Origin of the sequence: Pseudomonas sp. MD330_10 (assembly GCF_042610415.1) — a bacterium.
GTDB classification, from domain to species: Bacteria; Pseudomonadota; Gammaproteobacteria; order Pseudomonadales; family Pseudomonadaceae; genus Aquipseudomonas; species Aquipseudomonas rhodesiae.
In genome coordinates, this window is sequence record NZ_JBHGZU010000013.1 from 108,457 (window position 1) to 126,870 (window position 18,414).

The window sequence follows — 18,414 nt, forward strand, 5'->3', positions numbered from 1 at the left end:
CTCAGGCCATCAAGGTGTGGCGCTTGCCAAACAGCGCCACACTGCCCACTCCCACCGCACCCATCACCACGCAGTAGCCCACGCAAATCCACGGGCTGGTGGGCATCAATGCGATCAGCATCAGCGGGGTGGTGCTGGCCCACAGCGCGTAGGCGATGTTGTAGGTAAAGGAAATCCCCGATACCCGCACCGGCGCCGGAAACAGACCAACCATCACCGACGGCACAGCGCCCACCACGCCACAGCTCAAGCCCGCCACGGCGTACGCCGCACCAAGCCACACACCGCCGGCGATGAGGCTGGCGTACAACAGCGCAATTCCCACCGGCAGCAAAAGGCTGTAAACCAGCACTGCGCGCCAGGCCCCAATGCGGTCCACCAGCAGGCCGGCAAGCACGCAACCGATATTGAGAAACACGATGCCCAGCGCGCTTAACGCGAAGGTGTGACTGGGGCTCATGCCGAAGGTTTTTTGCATCATAGTCGGGGTGATAACCACCAGCACCACCACTGCCGAGGTGAGAACACAGGTGAGGATCATCGCCGGCAGCAGCACCGCGCGGTGGTCACGCAATACGGTGCGCAGCGGCAGTTCGGCGGCGGCCTGGCGACGCGCCTGCATCTCCAGGAAGACTGGCGTTTCACTGAGCCAACGGCGCAGCCAAACGCCGATTACTCCGAATACGCCGCCGAGCAGGAAGGGGAAACGCCAGGCGTAGTCAAGGATCTCAGCAGCTGTAAAAACTTGCGCCAGTAGCGTCGCGGTCAGGGCGCCGAGCAAGTAGCCGAAGGTCAGCCCTGCCTGTAGGAAACCGAGGGCATACCCGCGATGGTTGCGCGGCGCGTGCTCGGCGACGAAGGTCCAGGCACTGGGCACTTCACCGCCCACCGCCGCACCTTGCAGCACTCGCAGCGCCAGCAGGATCAGCGGTGCGAAATAGCCGATCTGGGCATAGGTGGGCATGATCCCGATGAGCAGGCAAGGCAAGGCCATCATCAAGATGCTCAGGCTGAATACCCGTTTGCGCCCCAGGTGATCGGCAAAATGCGCCATCAGGATGCCACCCAACGGGCGCGCGAGGTAGCCGGTGACAAAGATGCCGAAGCTTTGCAGCAGGCGCAGCCATTCGGGCATTTCCGGCGGGAAGAACAGTTGGCTCAGGGTGAGCGCGAAAAACACAAAGATGATGAAGTCGTAGATTTCCAAGGCACCGCCTAAGGCGGCCAGGCCCAGGGTTTTGTAGTCGGAGCGGGAAAAGCGCTGCGCCTGTGCGACAGAGGTGGCAGTCATGGAATGGCTCGGCAGACAAACAAAATGGCGTGCAGGTTATGAGTTGAACCGGATCATGGCAATCGCGGCAGATATATTTGTTTTCCTCATGGATCGATGAAGATAACTGCATTCCCATATCAATGGCCGTAGCGGAACATGCCGGAAAACTGCCAAACCCATAATAACGACAAGAGGAATCACTCGTGGCCGACGCTATCGAAGAAAGCCGCTATGCCCGATTTGCCCTGCGCTGCTCCAACTTTGCCGAACGCTGGTTCCCGGACTCCTGGGTGTTCGCCGCACTGGCGGTGATCATCGTGGCCGTGGCGACCCTGGGCATGGGCGCCGCTCCGACCGACGCCGCCAAAGCCTTTGGCGATGGTTTCTGGAGCCTGATCCCGTTCACCATGCAAATGGCCTTTGTGGTAATCGGCGGTTATGTGGTCGCCAGCTCACCGCCGGCGGTGCGCTTGATTGACCGCCTGGCGCGCATCCCCAAGAACGGCCGCTCGGCCGTGGCGTGGGTGGCGCTGATTTCCATGGTCGCGTCGCTGCTGAACTGGGGCTTGTCCCTGGTGTTCGGCGGGTTGCTGGTACGCGCCCTGGCCCGGCGTACCGATCTGCGCATGGATTACCGCGCGGCGGGTGCGGCCGCCTACCTGGGCCTGGGCGCCGTGTGGGCCCTGGGGTTGTCGTCGTCGGCCGCGCAGTTGCAGGCCAACCCAGGCAGTTTGCCGCCATCGATCCTGGCGATCACCGGGATGATCCCCTTCACCGAGACGATCTTCCTGTGGCAGTCCGGTGTGCTGTTGCTGGCGCTGATCGTGGTGTCGCTGATCATCGCCTACGCCACCGCCCCCGGCCCGAACAGCGCCCGCGACGCCCAGGCTTGCGGCGTCGACCCGGCTTTCAACCTGCCCAAGCCACAGGCGCCGACGCGCCCCGGCGAATGGCTGGAACACAGCCCGCTGCTGACCATCCTGCTGGCGCTGCTGGCCGCCGGTTGGCTGTTCCATGAGTTTTCGACCAAGCCGGCGATCAGTGCCATCTCGGGGCTCAATACCTATAACTTCCTGTTCATCATGGTCGGTGCGCTGCTGCACTGGCGCCCGCGCAGCTTCCTGGATGCCGTGGCCCGTGCGGTGCCGACCACCACCGGGGTGTTGATCCAATTCCCGCTGTACGGTTCGATCGCCGCGCTGATGACGGTGGTCAAGGGCGGCGACGGCCAGACCCTGGCGCACCATATCTCAACGTTCTTCACCTCTATTGCCTCCCACGACACCTACGCACTGCTGATGGGGGTGTACTCGGCGGTGCTGGGCTTCTTTATTCCGTCGGGCGGAGGCAAGTGGATCATCGAGGCACCGTATGTGATGCAAGTGGCCAACGATCTGCAGTACCACCTGGGCTGGTCGGTGCAGATCTACAACGCCGCCGAAGCGCTGCCGAACCTGATCAACCCGTTCTATATGTTGCCGCTATTGGGCGTGCTGGGGCTTAAAGCGAGGGATTTGATCGGTTTCTCGTTCGTGCAATTGCTGGTGCACACGCCGCTGGTGTTGTTTTTGTTGTGGGCACTGGGGACCACGCTGGCGTATTTGCCGCCGGTGATGCCGTAGGCGAATGGGGACTGCGCCAGTTATTGCAACGGGCGCAGTCAATCAGGCGCGCCAGCCGGTATATGTACTCGGTCTGATGCGAAACTCTAGTCGGCTGTCAGGCCGTCATCGGGGGCAAGCCCCCTCCCACAGGGCCTCGCAGCTTCGGCTGGTCGCGCCGTTGTCTTGGTTCCGTCATCTCCCCCTGCTACCGTCCTGCGAAACATCTTGCAACATCTCGCCAGGACTCCCCCGCAATGAGCGACGAGCACGAAGACCGCCCTTCCACCAATTCCGGAACTCAACCGCCCGTAGACACCAGCCGTCGGCGCTTCCTGGGAGGCGCGGCGGTACTGGGGGTGGGCGCTACCTTGAGCGGCTGCGGCCACACCGGCGAAGGGCCAAACCCACCCCAGACACGACCACTGACCCCGCAGGAGCTAGACAAAGCCCTGCGCGACCAGGTTAAAACCGTGGTGGTGATCTACGCCGAAAACCGCAGCTTCAATAATTTGTTTGCGGATTTCCCCGGCGTGGAGAAACCGCTGTCGGCGCTGTCTGCCGCTCAATACCAGCAACGCGACCGCGACGGCAGCCTGTTGGCCACCCTGCCTCCAGCCTGGGGCGGTGTGCTGCAGGTCGGGCCGCAAAGCGTGGACGGGGTGACCTACCCCAACGCAGCGCAATTCCAGGAAAACCTGCCCAACGCACCATTCGCCCTCAAGGGCCCGAATGCCGAAGATTTGCCGTTGAGCCTTGTGACCCGCGATCTATGGCATGTGTTTTACCAGAACCAGATGCAGATCAACGGTGGCAAGAACGACGGTTTTGTCGCCTGGGCCGACGCCGGCGGGCTGGTGATGGGCCATTACGCCCAGAGCCGTTATTCCCTGCGCCTGTGGGATGTAGCCAAAGAGTTCGTGCTCTGCGACAACTTCTTTCAGGGTGCGTTTGGCGGTTCGTTTCTCAACCACCAATACCTGATCAGCGCCACCGCGCCGGTGTACCCGAACGCCGCACAATCGGTGGCTAAATCGCAGATCGCCACGTTGCAAAGCGATGACCCCACCGACACGCGCCTCAAGCCGCTGGACAACTCCCCGGCCAGCGCGATGAGCGGCCCGCCGCAGTTCGGCCCCAGCGCCCTGACCCCGGACGGTTACGCGGTCAATACCCTGGCCCCGCCCTATTGGCCGACCTGGATACGCGACCCGCAAAACCCGGATTACTCCAAGCCCGACCTGCCCAACGTGCTGGTGCCGCAGACCCACGAACACATCGGCGACAAGCTGTCGCAGAAGAATATCGACTGGGCCTGGTACGCCGGGGCGTGGCAGGCGACGCTGGATCAGTTCAAGGACTCGGGCGGTATCCCGAAGATCCCCAATTTCCAGTACCACCATCAGCCGTTCAATTACTTCAAGCAACAGGGGCCGCAGAACCCGGCGGAACGCAGCAAACGTCTTCGTGATGGTGGGTTGGGCGATGAGTCCAGTACCAACAAGTTCCTGGCCGATGCACAAGCCGGAAAGCTGCCGGCGGTGACGTTCTACAAGCCCCAGGGCAACCTGAACATGCACGCCGGTTATGCCGATGTGGCTTCCGGCGATCGCCATATCGCGCGTGTCTTGAAGGTGCTGCAGGAAAGCCCCCAATGGAAAAACATGGTGGTGGTGGTGACCGTCGATGAAAACGGCGGCTGGTGGGACCACGTCGCGCCGCCTAAGGGCGACCGCTGGGGGCCGGGCAGTCGGGTGCCGGCGCTGGTGGTGTCGCCGTTTGCGCGCAAGGGCACCGTGGACCATACGGTATACGACACCGCATCGATCCTGCGCCTGATTACCCGGGTATTCCAATTGGAGACCCTGCCCGGCCTCAAGCAGCGCGATGACGCCATGATTGCGCGTGGTCAGGCACCGATGGGCGATCTAAGCAACGCACTGCAGTTTCTTATCCAATAGCGACACCCTTGGCGATTTAGCACGCGGTTTTCCTGGTCAGCCGCTACTGTGTGCAAGTGGGCCTTCATCCCGCGCAGACGGGCTTTCGCTGACAAGGAATCAATTATGTTCAAATCGACCAGGCTGTCCCTGACCCTGGCCGCACTGATGGCCAGTGCGGTCGTGCAGGCCGATATCCAAGTACCTTTGGGCAGCACGCAACGCGTCACCCAATTATTCGCGTTTCCCAATAACTGCAATGTGATCTGTTTTCGGCCATGGACGCTGGAGCAGACCGCTGAGCATTACCTGAACCAGAGCTTGCAACGCGACGGTTACAGCCGCGCCAAAGTCAGCGTGAAAAGCCATGACGGCCAGCTCACCGCGACGTTCAGCGGCGTGCCGGACACCTATGGTCAACCGTTGACCACCCTGCTCGACACCGCCGACCTGGCGTATCAGGGCGCCAGCAAGCTCAATAGCGACGGCAAGTGGGCCTATAACTGGTACCTGTTCCTGCCGCTGGGCATGGCCTTGGAAAACCGTAAGAGCATCGAGTTGCTGCACTTCCCGCCGGACTACTCGTTGACTCAGGCCCAGGACTACCTGGAGTCCGCCACTACCGACCGCTGGGCGACGCTGCTCACCGATAACGGCGTCCCCGCCACCGAGACCCCGGCCTATCAGACCATTATCGATATCGCCCCCATCGCCGCGCCGTCCAACGCCGGTAAAGACCTGGAGGCGGTCTACAGCTACTTCACCGACTACCAGACGCGTATGGTCAAGGAGCTGAGCCTGCTGCCCAACGGAGCGCTGCCGATGGTGGCGTTCGGCGCACCGGTGCGTAACTGGATCAAGCAGCAATATGGGCAAACCGTGGGCGTGCTGGGCCTGGCGCAGATCAGCCCGGCCGCCGGCCAAAGCGTATCGGTGCTGGGTTCCAACCACCCCAGCTACATTTGGTATGCCGCCGACCCGGCGACCTATGACGGCAACGAGCAGAAGGCCGATGAGGCGGGTTTGAAAGTCATGGGCCAGGATTTGAGCGCCGCCTGTTGGCAGGCCGGCATGGGGCAGAAACCGGCCAGCGACCCGAATGTGTTGCTCAAAGCCTGCATGAATACCTGGCAAGTCACGCGCAAGGAGCAGACCTGTGAGCTGTTCTACACCTCGGTACGCAAGCTGACGCCGGAACAAGCCAATGAAAAATGCGCCACGCCGCCGATCAAAACCCATCTCAAACAGCTGAAGGAACCGGCGCCAACCCCCACAATCACGGCGCCAGCGCTGTAAAACGCACAAAAAACAGCTGATTTCTACTGTCAGATTTGACAGTAGAAATCGGATCCAACATCAGCGAGTCTTGCCCGGAGCCCATCTGCTGCAAGACTGGCCGTCAGCCACCACCCGCAGGTCGATGCAGCCTGACCAAGGAGAGTTATGAAGACTCAGGCCATGGCTAAGGCTAAAAATGCCAGAAGTGACTGTCTTTACCCGTTCAAGCCCGCGCTTGGAAACGACTACCCCTCCACACGCGACTTCGACGTCGTGCCATCGGCCGATGGGCTGACCATGCGGATCACTGCGCGCGTCCCGTTCGAAAGCCGCGTTTGCATCGCCAAGATATCGGGCTACGCCTTGAGTGAGCGGCGCTTGCATACCCTGCAACTGTCGTCGCGCATTCATCTTTACGATGGCTGGTTCAGCGGCCTGTTCCCGCACTCCTGCACGCCGAATGTGTTTCTCGACCTGCATTACCTGGAAGTCTGGACCTTACGCGACATCCCTGTCGGCGCCCCACTGACCCGCGACTACGCCAGCACCGAAGACGTGCTGTTCCGGCAATTCGCCTGCCAGTGCGGCGAGTTGAACTGCCGGGGTTGGATCACCGGTCGCGATGAGCCACTGAACGCCGAAGGGCAGGCGTTCATGGCTCGATGGCGCGAACGCAAGCGGCCTTAGGCTTCGCCCAATGGACGCAGGCGGTATTGCGGCGGCAGTTGCTCGAAGCCACTGATGGTGGTGTTCAAACTCTTCCAGCGGCCATCCTTGATGCCGTAAATGCAACCATGGATCGACAGGCTCTGCCCGCGATGCCAGGCGTTCTGCACAATGCTGGTGTGACCCACGTTGGCCACCTGCTGAATCACGTTCAACTCGCACAAGCGGTCGACGCGCTCTTCTTCGGTCGGTAACTGAGCCAGCAGCTCACGGTTTTCGTAGTAAAGGTCGCGAATGGTGCGCAGCCAGCCATCGATCAGGCCGAACTGGCGGTCCTGCATCGAAGCCCGCACGCCACCGCAGCCATAGTGGCCGGTGACGAGGATATGTTTAACCTTGAGCACATCGACCGCGTACTGGATCACCGACAGGCAATTGAGGTCGGTGTGCAGCACCACGTTGGCCACGTTGCGGTGCACAAACAGATCGCCCGGCAACATGCCGACGATCTCGTTGGCCGGCACCCGTGCATCGGAACAGCCGATCCATAGGTATTCCGGGGTTTGCTGGCGGGCGAGCTTGGCGAAGAATTCGGGATCTTCCTGTTTGATCGCATCCGCCCAGCGTTCGTTGTTATCAAGCAGGTCTTGTAGTTCGTTCATCAGGAAAGCCTCAGGAATGATGCGCAGCTGTGTGACACACGACCACTCGTCCAGGTCACGCCGCGCGGCAATTAGCTTGAATCTTTCGGGCGTGGTGCCTGTCCACACACTATATGCCCCACAGTATGAGGATTGGCCATGACTGAATCACGACGTCCCTACGGCGCTACCCAGCCCGAACCGATTGATGACAACGAAGACCGCATGGGCTCGATGCGCGAGCTGGATTTCGACGACGAGGCTCCTAGCGCAGAAATCGGCGACGAAATCCCCCGTGGCGAGCGCGAACACCTGATGCCTGACGAGCGCGTGCGTGAAGCCGGGATGACCGGAGCCTCCACCGACGATCATGAAGCCACCGACGACGACATGAGCCCCGAAACCCTGATCCACGAAGACGGCGCGCGGGATGCGCGAGAGGCCGGGGAAGACAGCCCTGCCGATTTCGATCTAAGTGTTGTAGACGAGGACGATATCGGCGGTGGGAATGGACTGGATGAGGCAGAACTGGCGGATATCGACCCTATAGGTGGCAAACGCTGACTAGCGCGGTTCACCTGTGGGAGGCGGCTTAACCCCTCCCACATTGGCTCGGGTGGTCAGTCGACCAGAGTACAGGCCATGACGACCGCATCTTCCCGGCCACCCACGGCCGGGTAGTAATCCCGGCGACGGCCGATTTCGTTGAAACCGTAGCGTTCGTACAACCGGAACGCTGCGGTGTTGCTGTCCCGCACTTCCAAGAAGCACTCCCGCGCGTTCGCGGCATGTGCGCGGGACATCAGGTGTTCGAGCAATGCCAGGCCCAGACCGCGGCCCTGGTTTTCCGGCTTTACCGTGATATTGAGCAGATGCGCCTCGTCGAGAATGATCTGCACCACACCGTGCCCCACTTGCTGCTCGCCTTCGAACATCAACCAGATCTGGTACTTGCCCAGCCCATCGAGAAAAATCCCACGGGTCCAGGGGTGACTGAACGCCGCATATTCGATTTTCAGCACGGCGTCGAGGTCGGCCTCGGTCATCGGGCGGAAGGATAAAGCCTCACTCATCGGTTGTTTTCCAGCGCGCCATCAGCCGGCGCATGGCTTGCCAGACATCAGCCTTACGCTGTGGCTCTTCCATTAATAATTCCAGGCCCGGCAGGGCCCATACCGAGCCCAGGCTGTCGACCTGCAGCTCGCGATACCACGCCTCGGCGTTGGCTTCACCGGCAAAACGCACAGCGGGCAGGCCGATCAACCACACACACACGCTGGGCTCGTCTTCCAGGCGCGCCGCCACAAAGCCTTGCACAAAGTCGCGCGCAGCCTCGGGGCCTTGATCCATGGTGCCGCGCGTCAGCAGCGGCCAGCGCACCGGGTCGCCGACGATCTGCGGGCTGTCGGGCAGGCCGGCGGCGCGCAGCATGTCCTTGAGCAATAGATAGGCCGGGTCGCGGGTCTGGAAGCGCTCGCCGGTGGGCAGCTCCACCAGCAGCAGGCAACGCCCGGCGCGCAGCAATTGCAGGGCAAAACGCGGCGGCGGCACCACCGGCGCCTTGACCACCGGCGCAGCCTCTTCGACCACGGCCGGCTTGACCACTGGCGAGGGCCGCGGGACTTCGATCTTGGCCCGCTCCACCGTTGGGCGTGTCTCGGGCGCAGACTTGATCACCGCGACCGGCGGGGCCGCTTCCTCCCCCGAAGACTCGAACACCGCGTCGGGCTCAAGCGCTTGCAGCAACTCGGGCCGCGACGGTGCGGCAAACGGCAGTTCGGTACGGGGCAGCCAATTGACCACCTGCATGGCGGTCAAGTAAGCGCGACGTCGGGACTCGATAAGCACAGCTCGGCCACTTGTGGATAAGTAAAGAGCGGGGATTCTACCGCTGTTCGCTCACAATCGCCCACTGCACACTGACCGGCTGTGGATAAATCCCCCGTCCGATGCAGTACAATCGCGACTTTTAATCGCCAACCAGCGGCCATTCCCATGATCGAACCCAAGCGCGTCCTGCGCGCCCTCGCCGAACACTGGGCCTTACTTGAGCCACTGTGCGAACACTTCGACCAAGGCACCCTGAGCCTCGGCGAGCTGCGCGCGCAACTGGCCGCCCAACAACTGGACAGCACGCCCCAGGACATCACCAGCCTGTTGGACGTGTGGATTCGCCTCGACATCCTCGTGCCTGTGGCCAAGAGCCCGAATCGCTTCGAGCTTAACGCGCAGATCCACGATTTCCTGGCCTATCTTCGCAAGGAGCACCGGCTGGGCCTGTGCCTGGAGATTGAAGCCTACCTGCGCCACCTTGAGCGCCTGGCCGGTTATATCCAGGACGCCTTCGACATCCGCGACGGCCACGACCTGGCCCGCCAACTGCGCTTGCTCGACATGCGCGTGCGCGACGTGCTGAAAAAACTCGCCAACGACGAACAGGCCCTGGCCGCCGTGGCCGACCGCGCCAAGACCAGTGACCGGCAGATCCCGTTGCGCCAGCGTTACGCCGAGGTCTTGGCGACCTGGGACGAATACGTCGAACCGATGATCCAACTGGTGAACGCCGACGGCGCCTTCGAACAAGGCGTGCGCAAAGTGGAAAACGTGCTGTTGCGCCTGCTCACCGAACAGCAGCGCCTCGGCCATCTGGTGGACGATGACATGCTGCTGCGTACCCACGCGCGCATCCTCGAAATGCAGACCAGCGCCCAACTGACCTTGCGCCATGCGCGGGAACTGCTGCTGCCGCTGCGTGAAGAAGCGCGCCGGCACAACGCCGTGACCCGTGGCGCGGCGCTGGCCTTGTCGGCCATTCGACGCAAGGGCCTGGACGCGGTGCCGCAAGCGGCAATGCCGATGTTTACCCGACCGCAAAGTACCTTCCTGGGCAGTGCGAGCCAGGTCGAAGCCTATGTGTATGCCCTGGCGAATTTCGAGCCCAAGCCTGCGCGGTTCCCCAAGGCTCACAAGTCCCACAAGGGCGAAGCCCAACGCGCGCCGCGCACGGTCAAAGAGATGCTCGAACGCTGCGAAGACGCGTTGCCGATGCCGGACTTGATGACTTGGCTGCTGGAGCAGGAACCGGACGGCGCCACCGACGAATTGCTGTACTGGTTCTCACGCCTGTCCCGCGAAAAACGCTTCAAGCGCGAACGCCTGGAACGTCGCGACTATCACACCCACGAGCACCAGGTCAGCCTGCGCTCCTTCGCCCTGCTCCCGGCCACGCCTGACGCGGCCGAGCATTCTGCGAGCATTCCTCATGCATCTTGATCTATCCGAACTGTCCCAGCTGGCGCCGATCTTCCGCGAGCTGTTCAAGGGTTACCATGTCAGCCGCCGCGACCCGGAGCTGTACGCCCAACTGTCGAACTTCCAGGACCAGTACCGCACGTTGTTCAAGGCCCTGGGCTTTGAGCTGGTTTGCGACACTCGGGGCTTCTACTACTTCGTGCCCGACACCGCCGTGGCTGCCGCGCAGGTCAACAAGACCGCGCAGCGCCTGGCGCTATTCACCTTCATCATCGTCGAGCACCTGGCCGACCAGGGCCGCGACCCAATCGCTGTGCTGGACGGTGGCAGCCTGGGCCGCGACGAGCTGCCGTCGCTGCTGGAAAAGTACCGCGACCTGTTTATTCAGGCCGAAGTGCAGACCCAGGAAGAACTCGAAGAAAAAATCATGCGCCGCATGACCCAACTCGGATTCGCCAGCGAAGACAACGGCGTGTACCGCTTCCTGCCGCCGATGCACCGGTTCCTCGACGTGTGCCTGTCGGTGCAGCAGGACCGCGACCTGGCAGCCAGTGTGCACAGCGTCTTGCCTCTGCCGGCGCCGGTGATCATCGACGAAGACAGCGATGAGAAACTGCTGCAGACCGATGACCCGCTGGACCTCAGCGAGTTTGACAACGAGAGCGAAGAAGACGCCCTGGCCCGTGCCATTGCCGAAGAACAGGAGACCGACGCATGAGTAAGGAACGCTACGGCATCCGCCGCTTCGCCCTATTGAACACCGCCGGTTACAGCCTGGGCTTGTTTCCGCTGGAAGAGCCGCTGTCGGTGTACGGCGCGAACAACCTGGGTAAGTCCGCCTCAATCAACGCCCTGCAGTTCCCGATCCTGGCGCGCATGTCGGACATGAGTTTCGGCAAGTACACCCTGGAACAATCGCGGCGCTTCTACTTTGCCAGCGACACCAGCTACATCCTCGTGGAAGTCTCCCTGCCCCACGGCCCGCATGTGATCGGTGTGGTCGGCCGCGGGCCGGGCGGTGGTTTCGGCCACCAATTCTTTGCCTATGCCGGCAAGCTCGACCTGGCCCACTACCAGAAAAACGACACCTGCCTGCGTCAGAAAGAACTGTTCACCAACCTTGAGCGCGAGGGCCTCAAGGCTTACGAACTCAAGCCGGATGAACTGCGGCGTTTGCTGGTCGGCGGCCACACGTCGATCCCGCTGGACCTGACATTGATCCCGCTGCGCTCCACCAGCGAGCAGAGCCTGAAGACCTTCCGCGCGCTGTTTATCAACCTGCTGCACATGCGCGAAATCACCGCGGCCAAGCTCAAGCAGCTGTTCCTCGATGCGTTTGAACACAGCCTGCGTTCCGGCAGTGTGGATTACATCGCCGCGTGCGAAGAAGCCTTCCGCGATGTGCGACGCATGGAACAGGACTACAACTCCCTGGTGGCCGCCGGGCCGCTGGTCGAAGCCCTGGCCAATGGCGTGAAGCACCGCGACATCCTGCGCGGCAAACTGCATCGCCTGTCGCCACTGTTGGATTCGCTGCTGGGCACCTGGTCGGACTACGCCAGTGCACGCAAGGAAGAGCTGACCATCCAGGCCGAGCATTACCGCAACGAACAGGACGCGCTGCAGAACGACCAGCGCGGCGGCACTCAAGAGCTGATGCGCCTGGAGCGGGAAATCAGCGGCATCCAGCGTTGGCTGGGTGAATTGTCGGTGCTCAAACATCGCTTCGCGTTGGTGGACGATGTGAAAGTGCTGGAGCAGCAATTGCTCGCGGCCAAGGACGCTCACGACGAACTCGCGGGCGCGCTGGCGCAGTCGCGACAGTTCAGCGCCGAAGACTTGGACGAGCGCTTGCGTGACCTGGAAAAGCGCTTGAAGTCGGTCAAGCAGCAGCTAGACCATGCGGACAACAACAGCTACGCCAAGCTGCGGGAAGAATTCTCACAGCAGGATGTCGAGCGTCTGATGCGACTGTTCAACAGTGCGCTGTTCAGCCTGCCGTTGGGCGAGCATGGCATCACGCTGGATGAGGATGGCCTGTGGGTTAAATCCCTGGAGCAGATCCTTGATGGCTTCAAGGGCGAGCGCTTTGAAGTGCCGGGGTTGTCTATCGACATTTCCCACATCGAACCGCCGGCATTGCAGGCCCTCGCGGATCGTGCGGCGTTGCGCGACCAGAAAGAGCGCCTGGAAAAAGAACTCAAGCAGCTCAAAACTCAGCAAGCCGTGGCGGCTGACCGCGCCGCGAGCAAAACCCAGACCGAAGCGCTGTACCAGCAGGTGCTGGACGCACAGAAAGCCTTGGAGGATTTCCGTCGCGCGCAGACCTTGAGCGCCGAAGAAGGTGAGAAGCTGGAAAGCCTGGCGCAGATGGAAGCGGCCCAGGACGAGTTGAAGCGCTCCAGCGACGCGTTTACCGAACGAGTCCAGCAACTGTCGGCCAAGCTGCAACTGGTCGGGCGTCAAATCGGCGACATGGAAGCCAAGCAGCGCACATTGGATGACGCGTTGCGCCGTCGTCAATTACTGCCTGCGGACTTGCCGTTCGGCACGCCGTTCATGGACCCTATCGACGATTCCATGGACAATCTGCTGCCGCTGCTCAATGACTATCAGGACAGCTGGCAGGGCCTGCTACGCGCCGATGGTCAGATCGAAGCGCTGTACGCTCAGGTGCGCCTCAAGGGTGTGGCCAAGTTCGACAGCGAGGATGATGTGGAACGTCGCCTGCAACTGCTGATCAACGCTTATGCCCACCGCACCGATGAAGCCCTGACCCTGGGCAAGGCACGCCGTGCGGCGGTCACTGATATCGCGCGCACCTTGCGCAATATCCGCAGCGATTACGACAGCCTTGAACACCAACTGGCGCTGTTCAACCGCGAGATCAACAAGCGTCAGGTGTCCAACCTGCAGAGCTTCCGCATCGTACTGGCACCGAACAAGGAAGCGCTCAAGCATATCGACCAGATCATCCACAGCGCCGGTCAATACGAAGAAGGCGAAACCCTGTCGGTGTTCGATCTCAGCCAGAGCGCCGAGCAGGACAACAAGAACGAAGAAGCCAAGGAATACCTGGCTCGCCTGGTGGCCGCCAACCATAACCAGTTGGGCCTCAAGGATCTGTTCGAGCTGGCCTTCGAAATCACTAAGGTCAACGGCCAGCCGGTGATTCACACCGATATCGATGGCGCGGCGTCCAACGGCACTACCATGACCATCAAGGCGCTGACCAACATGTATTTGTTGCTGCACTTGATGGACCGCGACCAGGCCGGTCGTGTGCGTTTGCCGTACTACCTGGATGAAGCGGCGGATATTGATGAGAAGAACCAGGCCGCGCTGCTGGAAACCAGTTTGCAGCTGGGCTTCGTGCCGATCCTGGCGAGTGTGAAACCCCAGGTTTCCGCCCAGGTGGCTATCGACTTGGAAGGCGGTAGCGGACCGAATGGTATCTACATCGACGAGGCGGACTGGAAGTACATCCGTCGTCGTGATGTGGTGAAGGCCACGGTAAACGTGCAGGCGGATGAACCGGAGCTGGATGAAGTCTGACCGGTTGCACTGAAATGCAAAAAGGCCGCGATCTTATGGATCGCGGCCTTTTTTTGTGGTGATGTTGAGGCTCTTGTCGGGAGCAAGCCCTCCCACATCCCGATTTATGTGGGAGGGGGCTTGCCCCCGATTGCCGCGCCTCGGTTTATTTGCCCAGTGGAATCTTGGGCGCCCAGGTCAGCCATTCATCTTCGAACTTGTCGAACAGCGGAAAGGTTTGTTGGGCACGCGCGGCGTTACCCATGCGCTCACCCTCCGGCGTGGCGAATGCAATACCACCCGCCACCAGAGTCTCCAGGGACTCGGTGCGTACCGTTGCGCCTTTGAACAGGCCGAAGTCGAGCCCGAACCCACTGGTGTTCCAGAAACGGCTGCCACTGCGCACCAACGGCGCGTACTTGGGTTCGATCAGGATATGGATCAACACACGGTCGGCAGTCTGGCCCAGCTCGTAACCGGTGACTTTGCCCACGGTGACTTCACGATAGGTAACCGGCACGCCTTCCTTGAGAGAACCGCGACGCGCTGCGCTCAGGACCAGTCTCAAACCAGCTTCTTGGTTCACGACTTCCGGCGGTTGATTTAGCGCGACGAAATTTTTCTGCGGGCCGGCATTTTTCGCCGCCGGTTGCACCTCGATGTACTGACCGGTGACCAAGGTTTCGAGGTTGGACGTTTTCATCAGGCCCAACTCAGGCTTGACCACCCAGAACTGACTGCCGACGCGCGCAACGCGATCGGCCACTTGGGTGATACGCGCACTGAGCATGACCGACTGCATATCGGCACTCAGGTCGACACTTTCGATCTTGCCCACATCCAACCCCTTGAAGCGCACCGGGGTTCCTGGGCGCAGGCCATCGGCGCGGTCGACCTTGATGGTGACGAGGGTCCCATGTTGATTGGCGGCCTCACGGTCGGCAAACAGACGGAAACGAGGGATACGTTTTTTCAGCGGAACGTTTGCCTGCGGGGTTTCGAAAGCGATACCGCCGGCCATCAGGCTCGCCAGGGACTCACTTTTTACTTGGATGCCGCCGGTCAGGCCGCCGGTCAGCGTCACGCCGCTGGCATTCCAGAACCGCGTCGAACCGTTGACGAGGTTTTCGTATTCCTTCTCGATGTGAACGCCAATCACCAGTTGCTTGCTCTTGCGCGAGAATTGGTAGCTCTGCACCGAACCGACTTTGACCTGCTTGTAGAGGATCGGGCTGCCGACATCCAGGGAGCCCAGGTTGTCGGTGAACAACACCATATGCAGGCCCGGAGAACGCAGGTCCAACGGCGGCGCTTTGGCCCGCGCGACAAACTCACGTTGCGGGGCACTGCCTTTGTCACCAGGGCGGATGGCAATGTAGTTACCTTTGACCAAGGCTTCCAGACCGGTGATGCCGGCAAGGGAGATGGAAGGTTTCACCACCCAGAACTGGGTGTCCTGCACCAGGTAATCTTCGGCCAAGGGGTCTAGGGTCAATTCCGCATTGGCGCTGGACAGATCCGGATCGATCTTCAGAGTTTTCAGGCTACCGACCTGGATGCCCTTGTACATGACCGGCGTGCGCCCCGCTTGCAGGCCTTCGAAGTCAGCCAGCTTGACCTTCACACGAATACCGGCGGCGGCCGCGTCGAAATCTTCGTACAAGCGGAACGGCAAGCTTGGATCGGTGGGCGGACTGTCTTTGCGATTTTCTGGCGTGGCGAAGGCGATACCACCGGCTACGATGCTGGAAAGCGACTCGCTGCGCACTTTGACGCCGGAGAGGTTAGCGTCGATGCTGATACCGCTGGCATTCCAAAAACGCGTGTGTTTGCGCACCAGGTGCGCGTAAGTCGGCTCGATGTAGAGTTTGATCTCAACGGTGCTTTGGTCTTCGGACAGCAGATAGCTTTTGACCTGACCCACCTGGATCTGCTTGTAGAACACCGGGCTGCCACGGTTGAGTGAGCCGAGGCGGTCGGCTTTGACGGTCAGGTGCAGGCCGGGCTTGGCGTCGGACAGAGGCGGCTCTTCGGAAAGCGCCTTGAATTTGCGAGTGGGTTCGCCATCGCCAGGGCTGGCAGCGATGTAGTTGCCTGATACCAGGGTCTCCAAACCGGTGATGCCCGCGAGGCTGACGCTGGGCTTGACCAGCCAGAAGCGCGTGTTGGTTTTGAGGTATTGCTCGACGTCCTTACCCATCTCGATGGTGGCGATCACCCCGCGATTGTTGCCTTCGTCATCAAGTGCCAAGGCTTTGACCTTGCCCACGGGCATGCCTTTATAAACCACTTCGGTTTTGTTGACCTGGATGCCCTCGCCGCTTTCAAAGCGCACCTGGATTTCGATGCCCTGCTGGGAGTAAGCACGCCACCCCAGCCACCCGCCGATAATCAGGGCAATCAGAGGCAACACCCATATGGCTGACCAGTTGGAAGCAGGGCGGGTTTTAGCTTTAGGCAAGTCACTCATGGTCGTCGTCCGACTCCGTGTTATCCCAAATCAGTCGGGGATCGAAAGTTACAGCGGCAAGCATCGTCAAGATCACCACACTGGCGAACGCCGCAGCGCCGAGGTTGGCCTCGACGCTGGCAAGTCGTCCAAAGTTTACGACCGCCACGAGGATGGCGATCACGAAGATATCCAACATGGACCAGCGGCCAATGAATTCAATAAAACGGTACATCACGATACGTTGTTGCGCCGAGAGCGGTTGATGGCGCTGCACCGAGAACAGTAACAAACCGATACCCACCAGCTTGAATGTCGGCACAAGAATACTCGCGATGAATACCACTGCGGCAATCGGGTACATACCATGCTGCACCAGCTGGATAACACCGGCCATAATGGTACTGGGATCGCCCTGCCCCAAGGAGTTGACCGTCATGATGGGCAGCATATTGGCAGGGATGTAGAGCAAAGCGGCGGTGATCAACAACGCCCAAGTACGAGTAAGGCTATCAGGGCGGCGAGCATGAACCAGCGCGCCACAGCGGCTGCACACTTGCTCATCCACATCTGGCTCTTGCTTATTCAACTCATGGCATTCTGTGCAAATCAGAATGCCCGCATCAATCGCCCGCATGATCATCCTCCCCTGACAGCGCTTGCCAGATCTGGTGGGGCGACATCACCACCTCAAGCAGGACCTGAACCATCAACAAACTGACAAAGCAACCAAGGCCCAGGCCAATCGTGATGGACGCCATGTCAGCGAGCTTGACGATCGCCACCAGTACGCCCATCAAGTAGACCTCCAGCATCCCCCAATCTTTCATGTGGTGGTAAATGCGGTAGAACAGCAGGCCATAACTGCGGCCGATGTTCCACCGTATGCTCAACAGCACGGCTAACTGACACAGCAACTTGAGCAAGGGAATGCCCATGCTGCAAAGGAAGACCACGATGGCCACACCCTGCATGCCTGTGTCGAAGAGACCGACAACGCCGCTCCACACGGTGTCCTCGGAAGACTGACCCAGTAGATTGAGCTGCATGATCGGCAGAAAGTTCGCAGGGATGTACAACAACAGTGCAGCAAGTACCAAGGCAAGGCTTCGCTCAACCACGTTATGTCGGTGAGCGTACAGCTCGTAACCGCAACGTGGGCACTGGGCTTTTTCGCCAACAGCGAGCACGGGTTTGCGCATCAGCAGGTCGCACTCATGGCAGGCCACCAGGTCGTCCAGCGGTAAATCCGACACCTCTGTGGCATCAACCGGATCGGGCATAGTAGGGCTCTGACTCTAAAAATGGTTAGGTGCCTATTCTAGTGGTCTGGTTCAGAAATAACTGTTCAAATTTGTCGGCGATTTGGCGGTGCTCTTGGACTGAGTAGAAGGTAAACCTAATCGAGCTTCTAATGTTTTCCAGCGCGCAAAACAAAACCCCAATTGCTTTCGCAATTGGGGTTTCGGAATTTAATCTTGACGATGACCTACTCTCACATGGGGAAACCCCACACTACCATCGGCGATGCATCGTTTCACTGCTGAGTTCGGGATGGGATCAGGTGGTTCCAATGCTCTATGGTCGTCAAGAAATTCGGGTACTGACTCGTGACCTTTTGGCCTCGCTTCAGCAAATTGGGTATGTGACAGCTGTCGGTGTTTTGTGAGCATCGAACTTTCGGTTCATTGCGTCTTCACACACCGCAATCTGGCCTTTCGACTCAAATTGCTTGGGTGTTATATGGTCAAGCCTCACGGGCAATTAGTATTGGTTAGCT

15 protein-coding genes and 1 rRNA gene are annotated in these 18,414 nt (G+C 60.5%); 8 read left to right on the forward strand and 8 right to left on the reverse strand.

Translation table 11 applies throughout. From position 1 onward, the window contains the following. Position 1: 1 nt before the first annotated feature. A complete protein-coding gene (locus ACFZPT_RS19575) occupies positions 2 to 1,291 on the reverse strand; it encodes an MFS transporter (RefSeq protein ID WP_034095753.1) in 1,290 nt (429 codons plus the stop codon). A 185-nt stretch (positions 1,292 to 1,476) separates the two neighbouring features. Between ACFZPT_RS19575 and ACFZPT_RS19580 the strand changes: the two genes are divergently transcribed. The 4 genes from ACFZPT_RS19580 to ACFZPT_RS19595 all read left to right on the forward strand — a co-directional run bounded on the left by ACFZPT_RS19580 (position 1,477) and on the right by ACFZPT_RS19595 (position 6,779). Next, the gene (locus tag ACFZPT_RS19580; RefSeq protein WP_034095752.1) at positions 1,477 to 2,895 is read left to right on the forward strand and encodes a short-chain fatty acid transporter; all 1,419 of its coding nucleotides are present in this window, start codon (positions 1,477 to 1,479) and stop codon (positions 2,893 to 2,895) included. 236 nt (positions 2,896 to 3,131) lie between these two features. After that, positions 3,132 to 4,835, forward strand: coding sequence for an acid phosphatase (gene acpA, locus ACFZPT_RS19585; RefSeq protein ID WP_379555539.1), 1,704 nt, complete (start codon positions 3,132 to 3,134; stop codon positions 4,833 to 4,835). A gap of 105 nt (positions 4,836 to 4,940) precedes the next feature. Further along, the gene (locus ACFZPT_RS19590; protein WP_034095750.1) at positions 4,941 to 6,110 is read left to right on the forward strand and encodes a hypothetical protein; all 1,170 of its coding nucleotides are present in this window, start codon (positions 4,941 to 4,943) and stop codon (positions 6,108 to 6,110) included. 147 nt (positions 6,111 to 6,257) lie between these two features. Continuing rightward, positions 6,258 to 6,779 (forward strand): SET domain-containing protein, encoded by a 522-nt coding sequence (locus ACFZPT_RS19595; protein ID WP_034095749.1) that lies wholly within the window; start codon positions 6,258 to 6,260, stop codon positions 6,777 to 6,779. Here ACFZPT_RS19595 and can read toward each other — a convergent pair. Further along, the gene (can, locus tag ACFZPT_RS19600) at positions 6,776 to 7,420 is read right to left on the reverse strand and encodes a carbonate dehydratase (RefSeq protein WP_034111649.1); all 645 of its coding nucleotides are present in this window, start codon (positions 7,418 to 7,420) and stop codon (positions 6,776 to 6,778) included. The two genes, ACFZPT_RS19595 and can, sit on opposite strands and share 4 nt — an antisense overlap. A gap of 138 nt (positions 7,421 to 7,558) precedes the next feature. Between can and ACFZPT_RS19605 the strand changes: the two genes are divergently transcribed. After that, positions 7,559 to 7,963, forward strand: a complete 405-nt coding sequence (locus ACFZPT_RS19605; protein WP_034095747.1) for a hypothetical protein — start codon at positions 7,559 to 7,561, stop codon at positions 7,961 to 7,963. A 56-nt stretch (positions 7,964 to 8,019) separates the two neighbouring features. Here ACFZPT_RS19605 and rimI read toward each other — a convergent pair whose 3' ends face one another. After that, on the reverse strand, positions 8,020 to 8,472 hold the full coding sequence (gene rimI, locus ACFZPT_RS19610; RefSeq protein ID WP_034095746.1) for a ribosomal protein S18-alanine N-acetyltransferase: 453 nt from the start codon (positions 8,470 to 8,472) through the stop codon (positions 8,020 to 8,022). Beyond that, positions 8,465 to 9,208, reverse strand: a complete 744-nt coding sequence (locus tag ACFZPT_RS19615) for a hypothetical protein (protein ID WP_052202160.1) — start codon at positions 9,206 to 9,208, stop codon at positions 8,465 to 8,467. The genes rimI and ACFZPT_RS19615 overlap by 8 nt, the downstream gene beginning before the upstream one ends. A 186-nt stretch (positions 9,209 to 9,394) precedes the next feature. Here ACFZPT_RS19615 and mksB point away from each other — a divergent pair, with 186 nt between their 5' ends. Genes mksB through mksF form a run of 3 tightly spaced genes read left to right on the forward strand, consistent with a single transcriptional unit; the run spans position 9,395 to position 14,206 of the window. Further along, a complete protein-coding gene (mksB, locus tag ACFZPT_RS19620; RefSeq protein WP_099313235.1) occupies positions 9,395 to 10,672 on the forward strand; it encodes an Mks condensin complex protein MksB in 1,278 nt (425 codons plus the stop codon). Continuing rightward, positions 10,662 to 11,369 (forward strand): Mks condensin complex protein MksE, encoded by a 708-nt coding sequence (gene mksE / locus ACFZPT_RS19625; protein ID WP_034095743.1) that lies wholly within the window; start codon positions 10,662 to 10,664, stop codon positions 11,367 to 11,369. The genes mksB and mksE overlap by 11 nt, the downstream gene beginning before the upstream one ends. Next, a complete protein-coding gene (gene mksF, locus ACFZPT_RS19630; protein WP_034095742.1) occupies positions 11,366 to 14,206 on the forward strand; it encodes an Mks condensin complex protein MksF in 2,841 nt (946 codons plus the stop codon). Before mksE ends, mksF begins: the two co-directional genes overlap by 4 nt. A 145-nt stretch (positions 14,207 to 14,351) precedes the next feature. Here the strand turns inward: mksF and ACFZPT_RS19635 are convergent, their stop codons facing one another. The 4 genes from ACFZPT_RS19635 to rrf form a co-directional block, all read right to left on the reverse strand. Beyond that, complete coding sequence (locus tag ACFZPT_RS19635; protein WP_034095741.1) at positions 14,352 to 16,655, reverse strand: PqiB family protein; 2,304 nt, start codon at positions 16,653 to 16,655, stop codon at positions 14,352 to 14,354. Continuing rightward, complete coding sequence (locus tag ACFZPT_RS19640) at positions 16,648 to 17,271, reverse strand: paraquat-inducible protein A (RefSeq protein WP_034095740.1); 624 nt, start codon at positions 17,269 to 17,271, stop codon at positions 16,648 to 16,650. Before ACFZPT_RS19640 ends, ACFZPT_RS19635 begins: the two co-directional genes overlap by 8 nt. Beyond that, positions 17,258 to 17,917, reverse strand: a complete 660-nt coding sequence (locus ACFZPT_RS19645; protein WP_034095739.1) for a paraquat-inducible protein A — start codon at positions 17,915 to 17,917, stop codon at positions 17,258 to 17,260. Before ACFZPT_RS19645 ends, ACFZPT_RS19640 begins: the two co-directional genes overlap by 14 nt. 193 nt (positions 17,918 to 18,110) lie before the next feature. Further along, a 5S ribosomal RNA gene (gene rrf, locus ACFZPT_RS19650) occupies positions 18,111 to 18,226 on the reverse strand. Positions 18,227 to 18,414 lie beyond the last annotated feature (188 nt).

Bases quoted from the DNA above. Each gene is read 5' to 3' on its own strand.
- ACFZPT_RS19645 (WP_034095739.1), bottom strand. From the start codon at position 17,917: ATGCCCGATCCGGTTGATGCCACAGAGGTGTCGGATTTACCGCTGGAC.
- mksF (WP_034095742.1), top strand. From the start codon at position 11,366: ATGAGTAAGGAACGCTACGGCATCCGCCGCTTCGCCCTATTGAACACC.
- ACFZPT_RS19595 (WP_034095749.1), top strand. From the start codon at position 6,258: ATGAAGACTCAGGCCATGGCTAAGGCTAAAAATGCCAGAAGTGACTGT.
- ACFZPT_RS19640 (WP_034095740.1), bottom strand. From the start codon at position 17,271: ATGCGGGCGATTGATGCGGGCATTCTGATTTGCACAGAATGCCATGAG.
- ACFZPT_RS19575 (WP_034095753.1), bottom strand. From the start codon at position 1,291: ATGACTGCCACCTCTGTCGCACAGGCGCAGCGCTTTTCCCGCTCCGAC.
- ACFZPT_RS19635 (WP_034095741.1), bottom strand. From the start codon at position 16,655: ATGAGTGACTTGCCTAAAGCTAAAACCCGCCCTGCTTCCAACTGGTCA.
- can (WP_034111649.1), bottom strand. From the start codon at position 7,420: ATGAACGAACTACAAGACCTGCTTGATAACAACGAACGCTGGGCGGAT.
- mksB (WP_099313235.1), top strand. From the start codon at position 9,395: ATGATCGAACCCAAGCGCGTCCTGCGCGCCCTCGCCGAACACTGGGCC.
- ACFZPT_RS19605 (WP_034095747.1), top strand. From the start codon at position 7,559: ATGACTGAATCACGACGTCCCTACGGCGCTACCCAGCCCGAACCGATT.
- rimI (WP_034095746.1), bottom strand. From the start codon at position 8,472: ATGAGTGAGGCTTTATCCTTCCGCCCGATGACCGAGGCCGACCTCGAC.
- ACFZPT_RS19615 (WP_052202160.1), bottom strand. From the start codon at position 9,208: ATGCAGGTGGTCAATTGGCTGCCCCGTACCGAACTGCCGTTTGCCGCA.
- mksE (WP_034095743.1), top strand. From the start codon at position 10,662: ATGCATCTTGATCTATCCGAACTGTCCCAGCTGGCGCCGATCTTCCGC.
- acpA (WP_379555539.1), top strand. From the start codon at position 3,132: ATGAGCGACGAGCACGAAGACCGCCCTTCCACCAATTCCGGAACTCAA.
- ACFZPT_RS19590 (WP_034095750.1), top strand. From the start codon at position 4,941: ATGTTCAAATCGACCAGGCTGTCCCTGACCCTGGCCGCACTGATGGCC.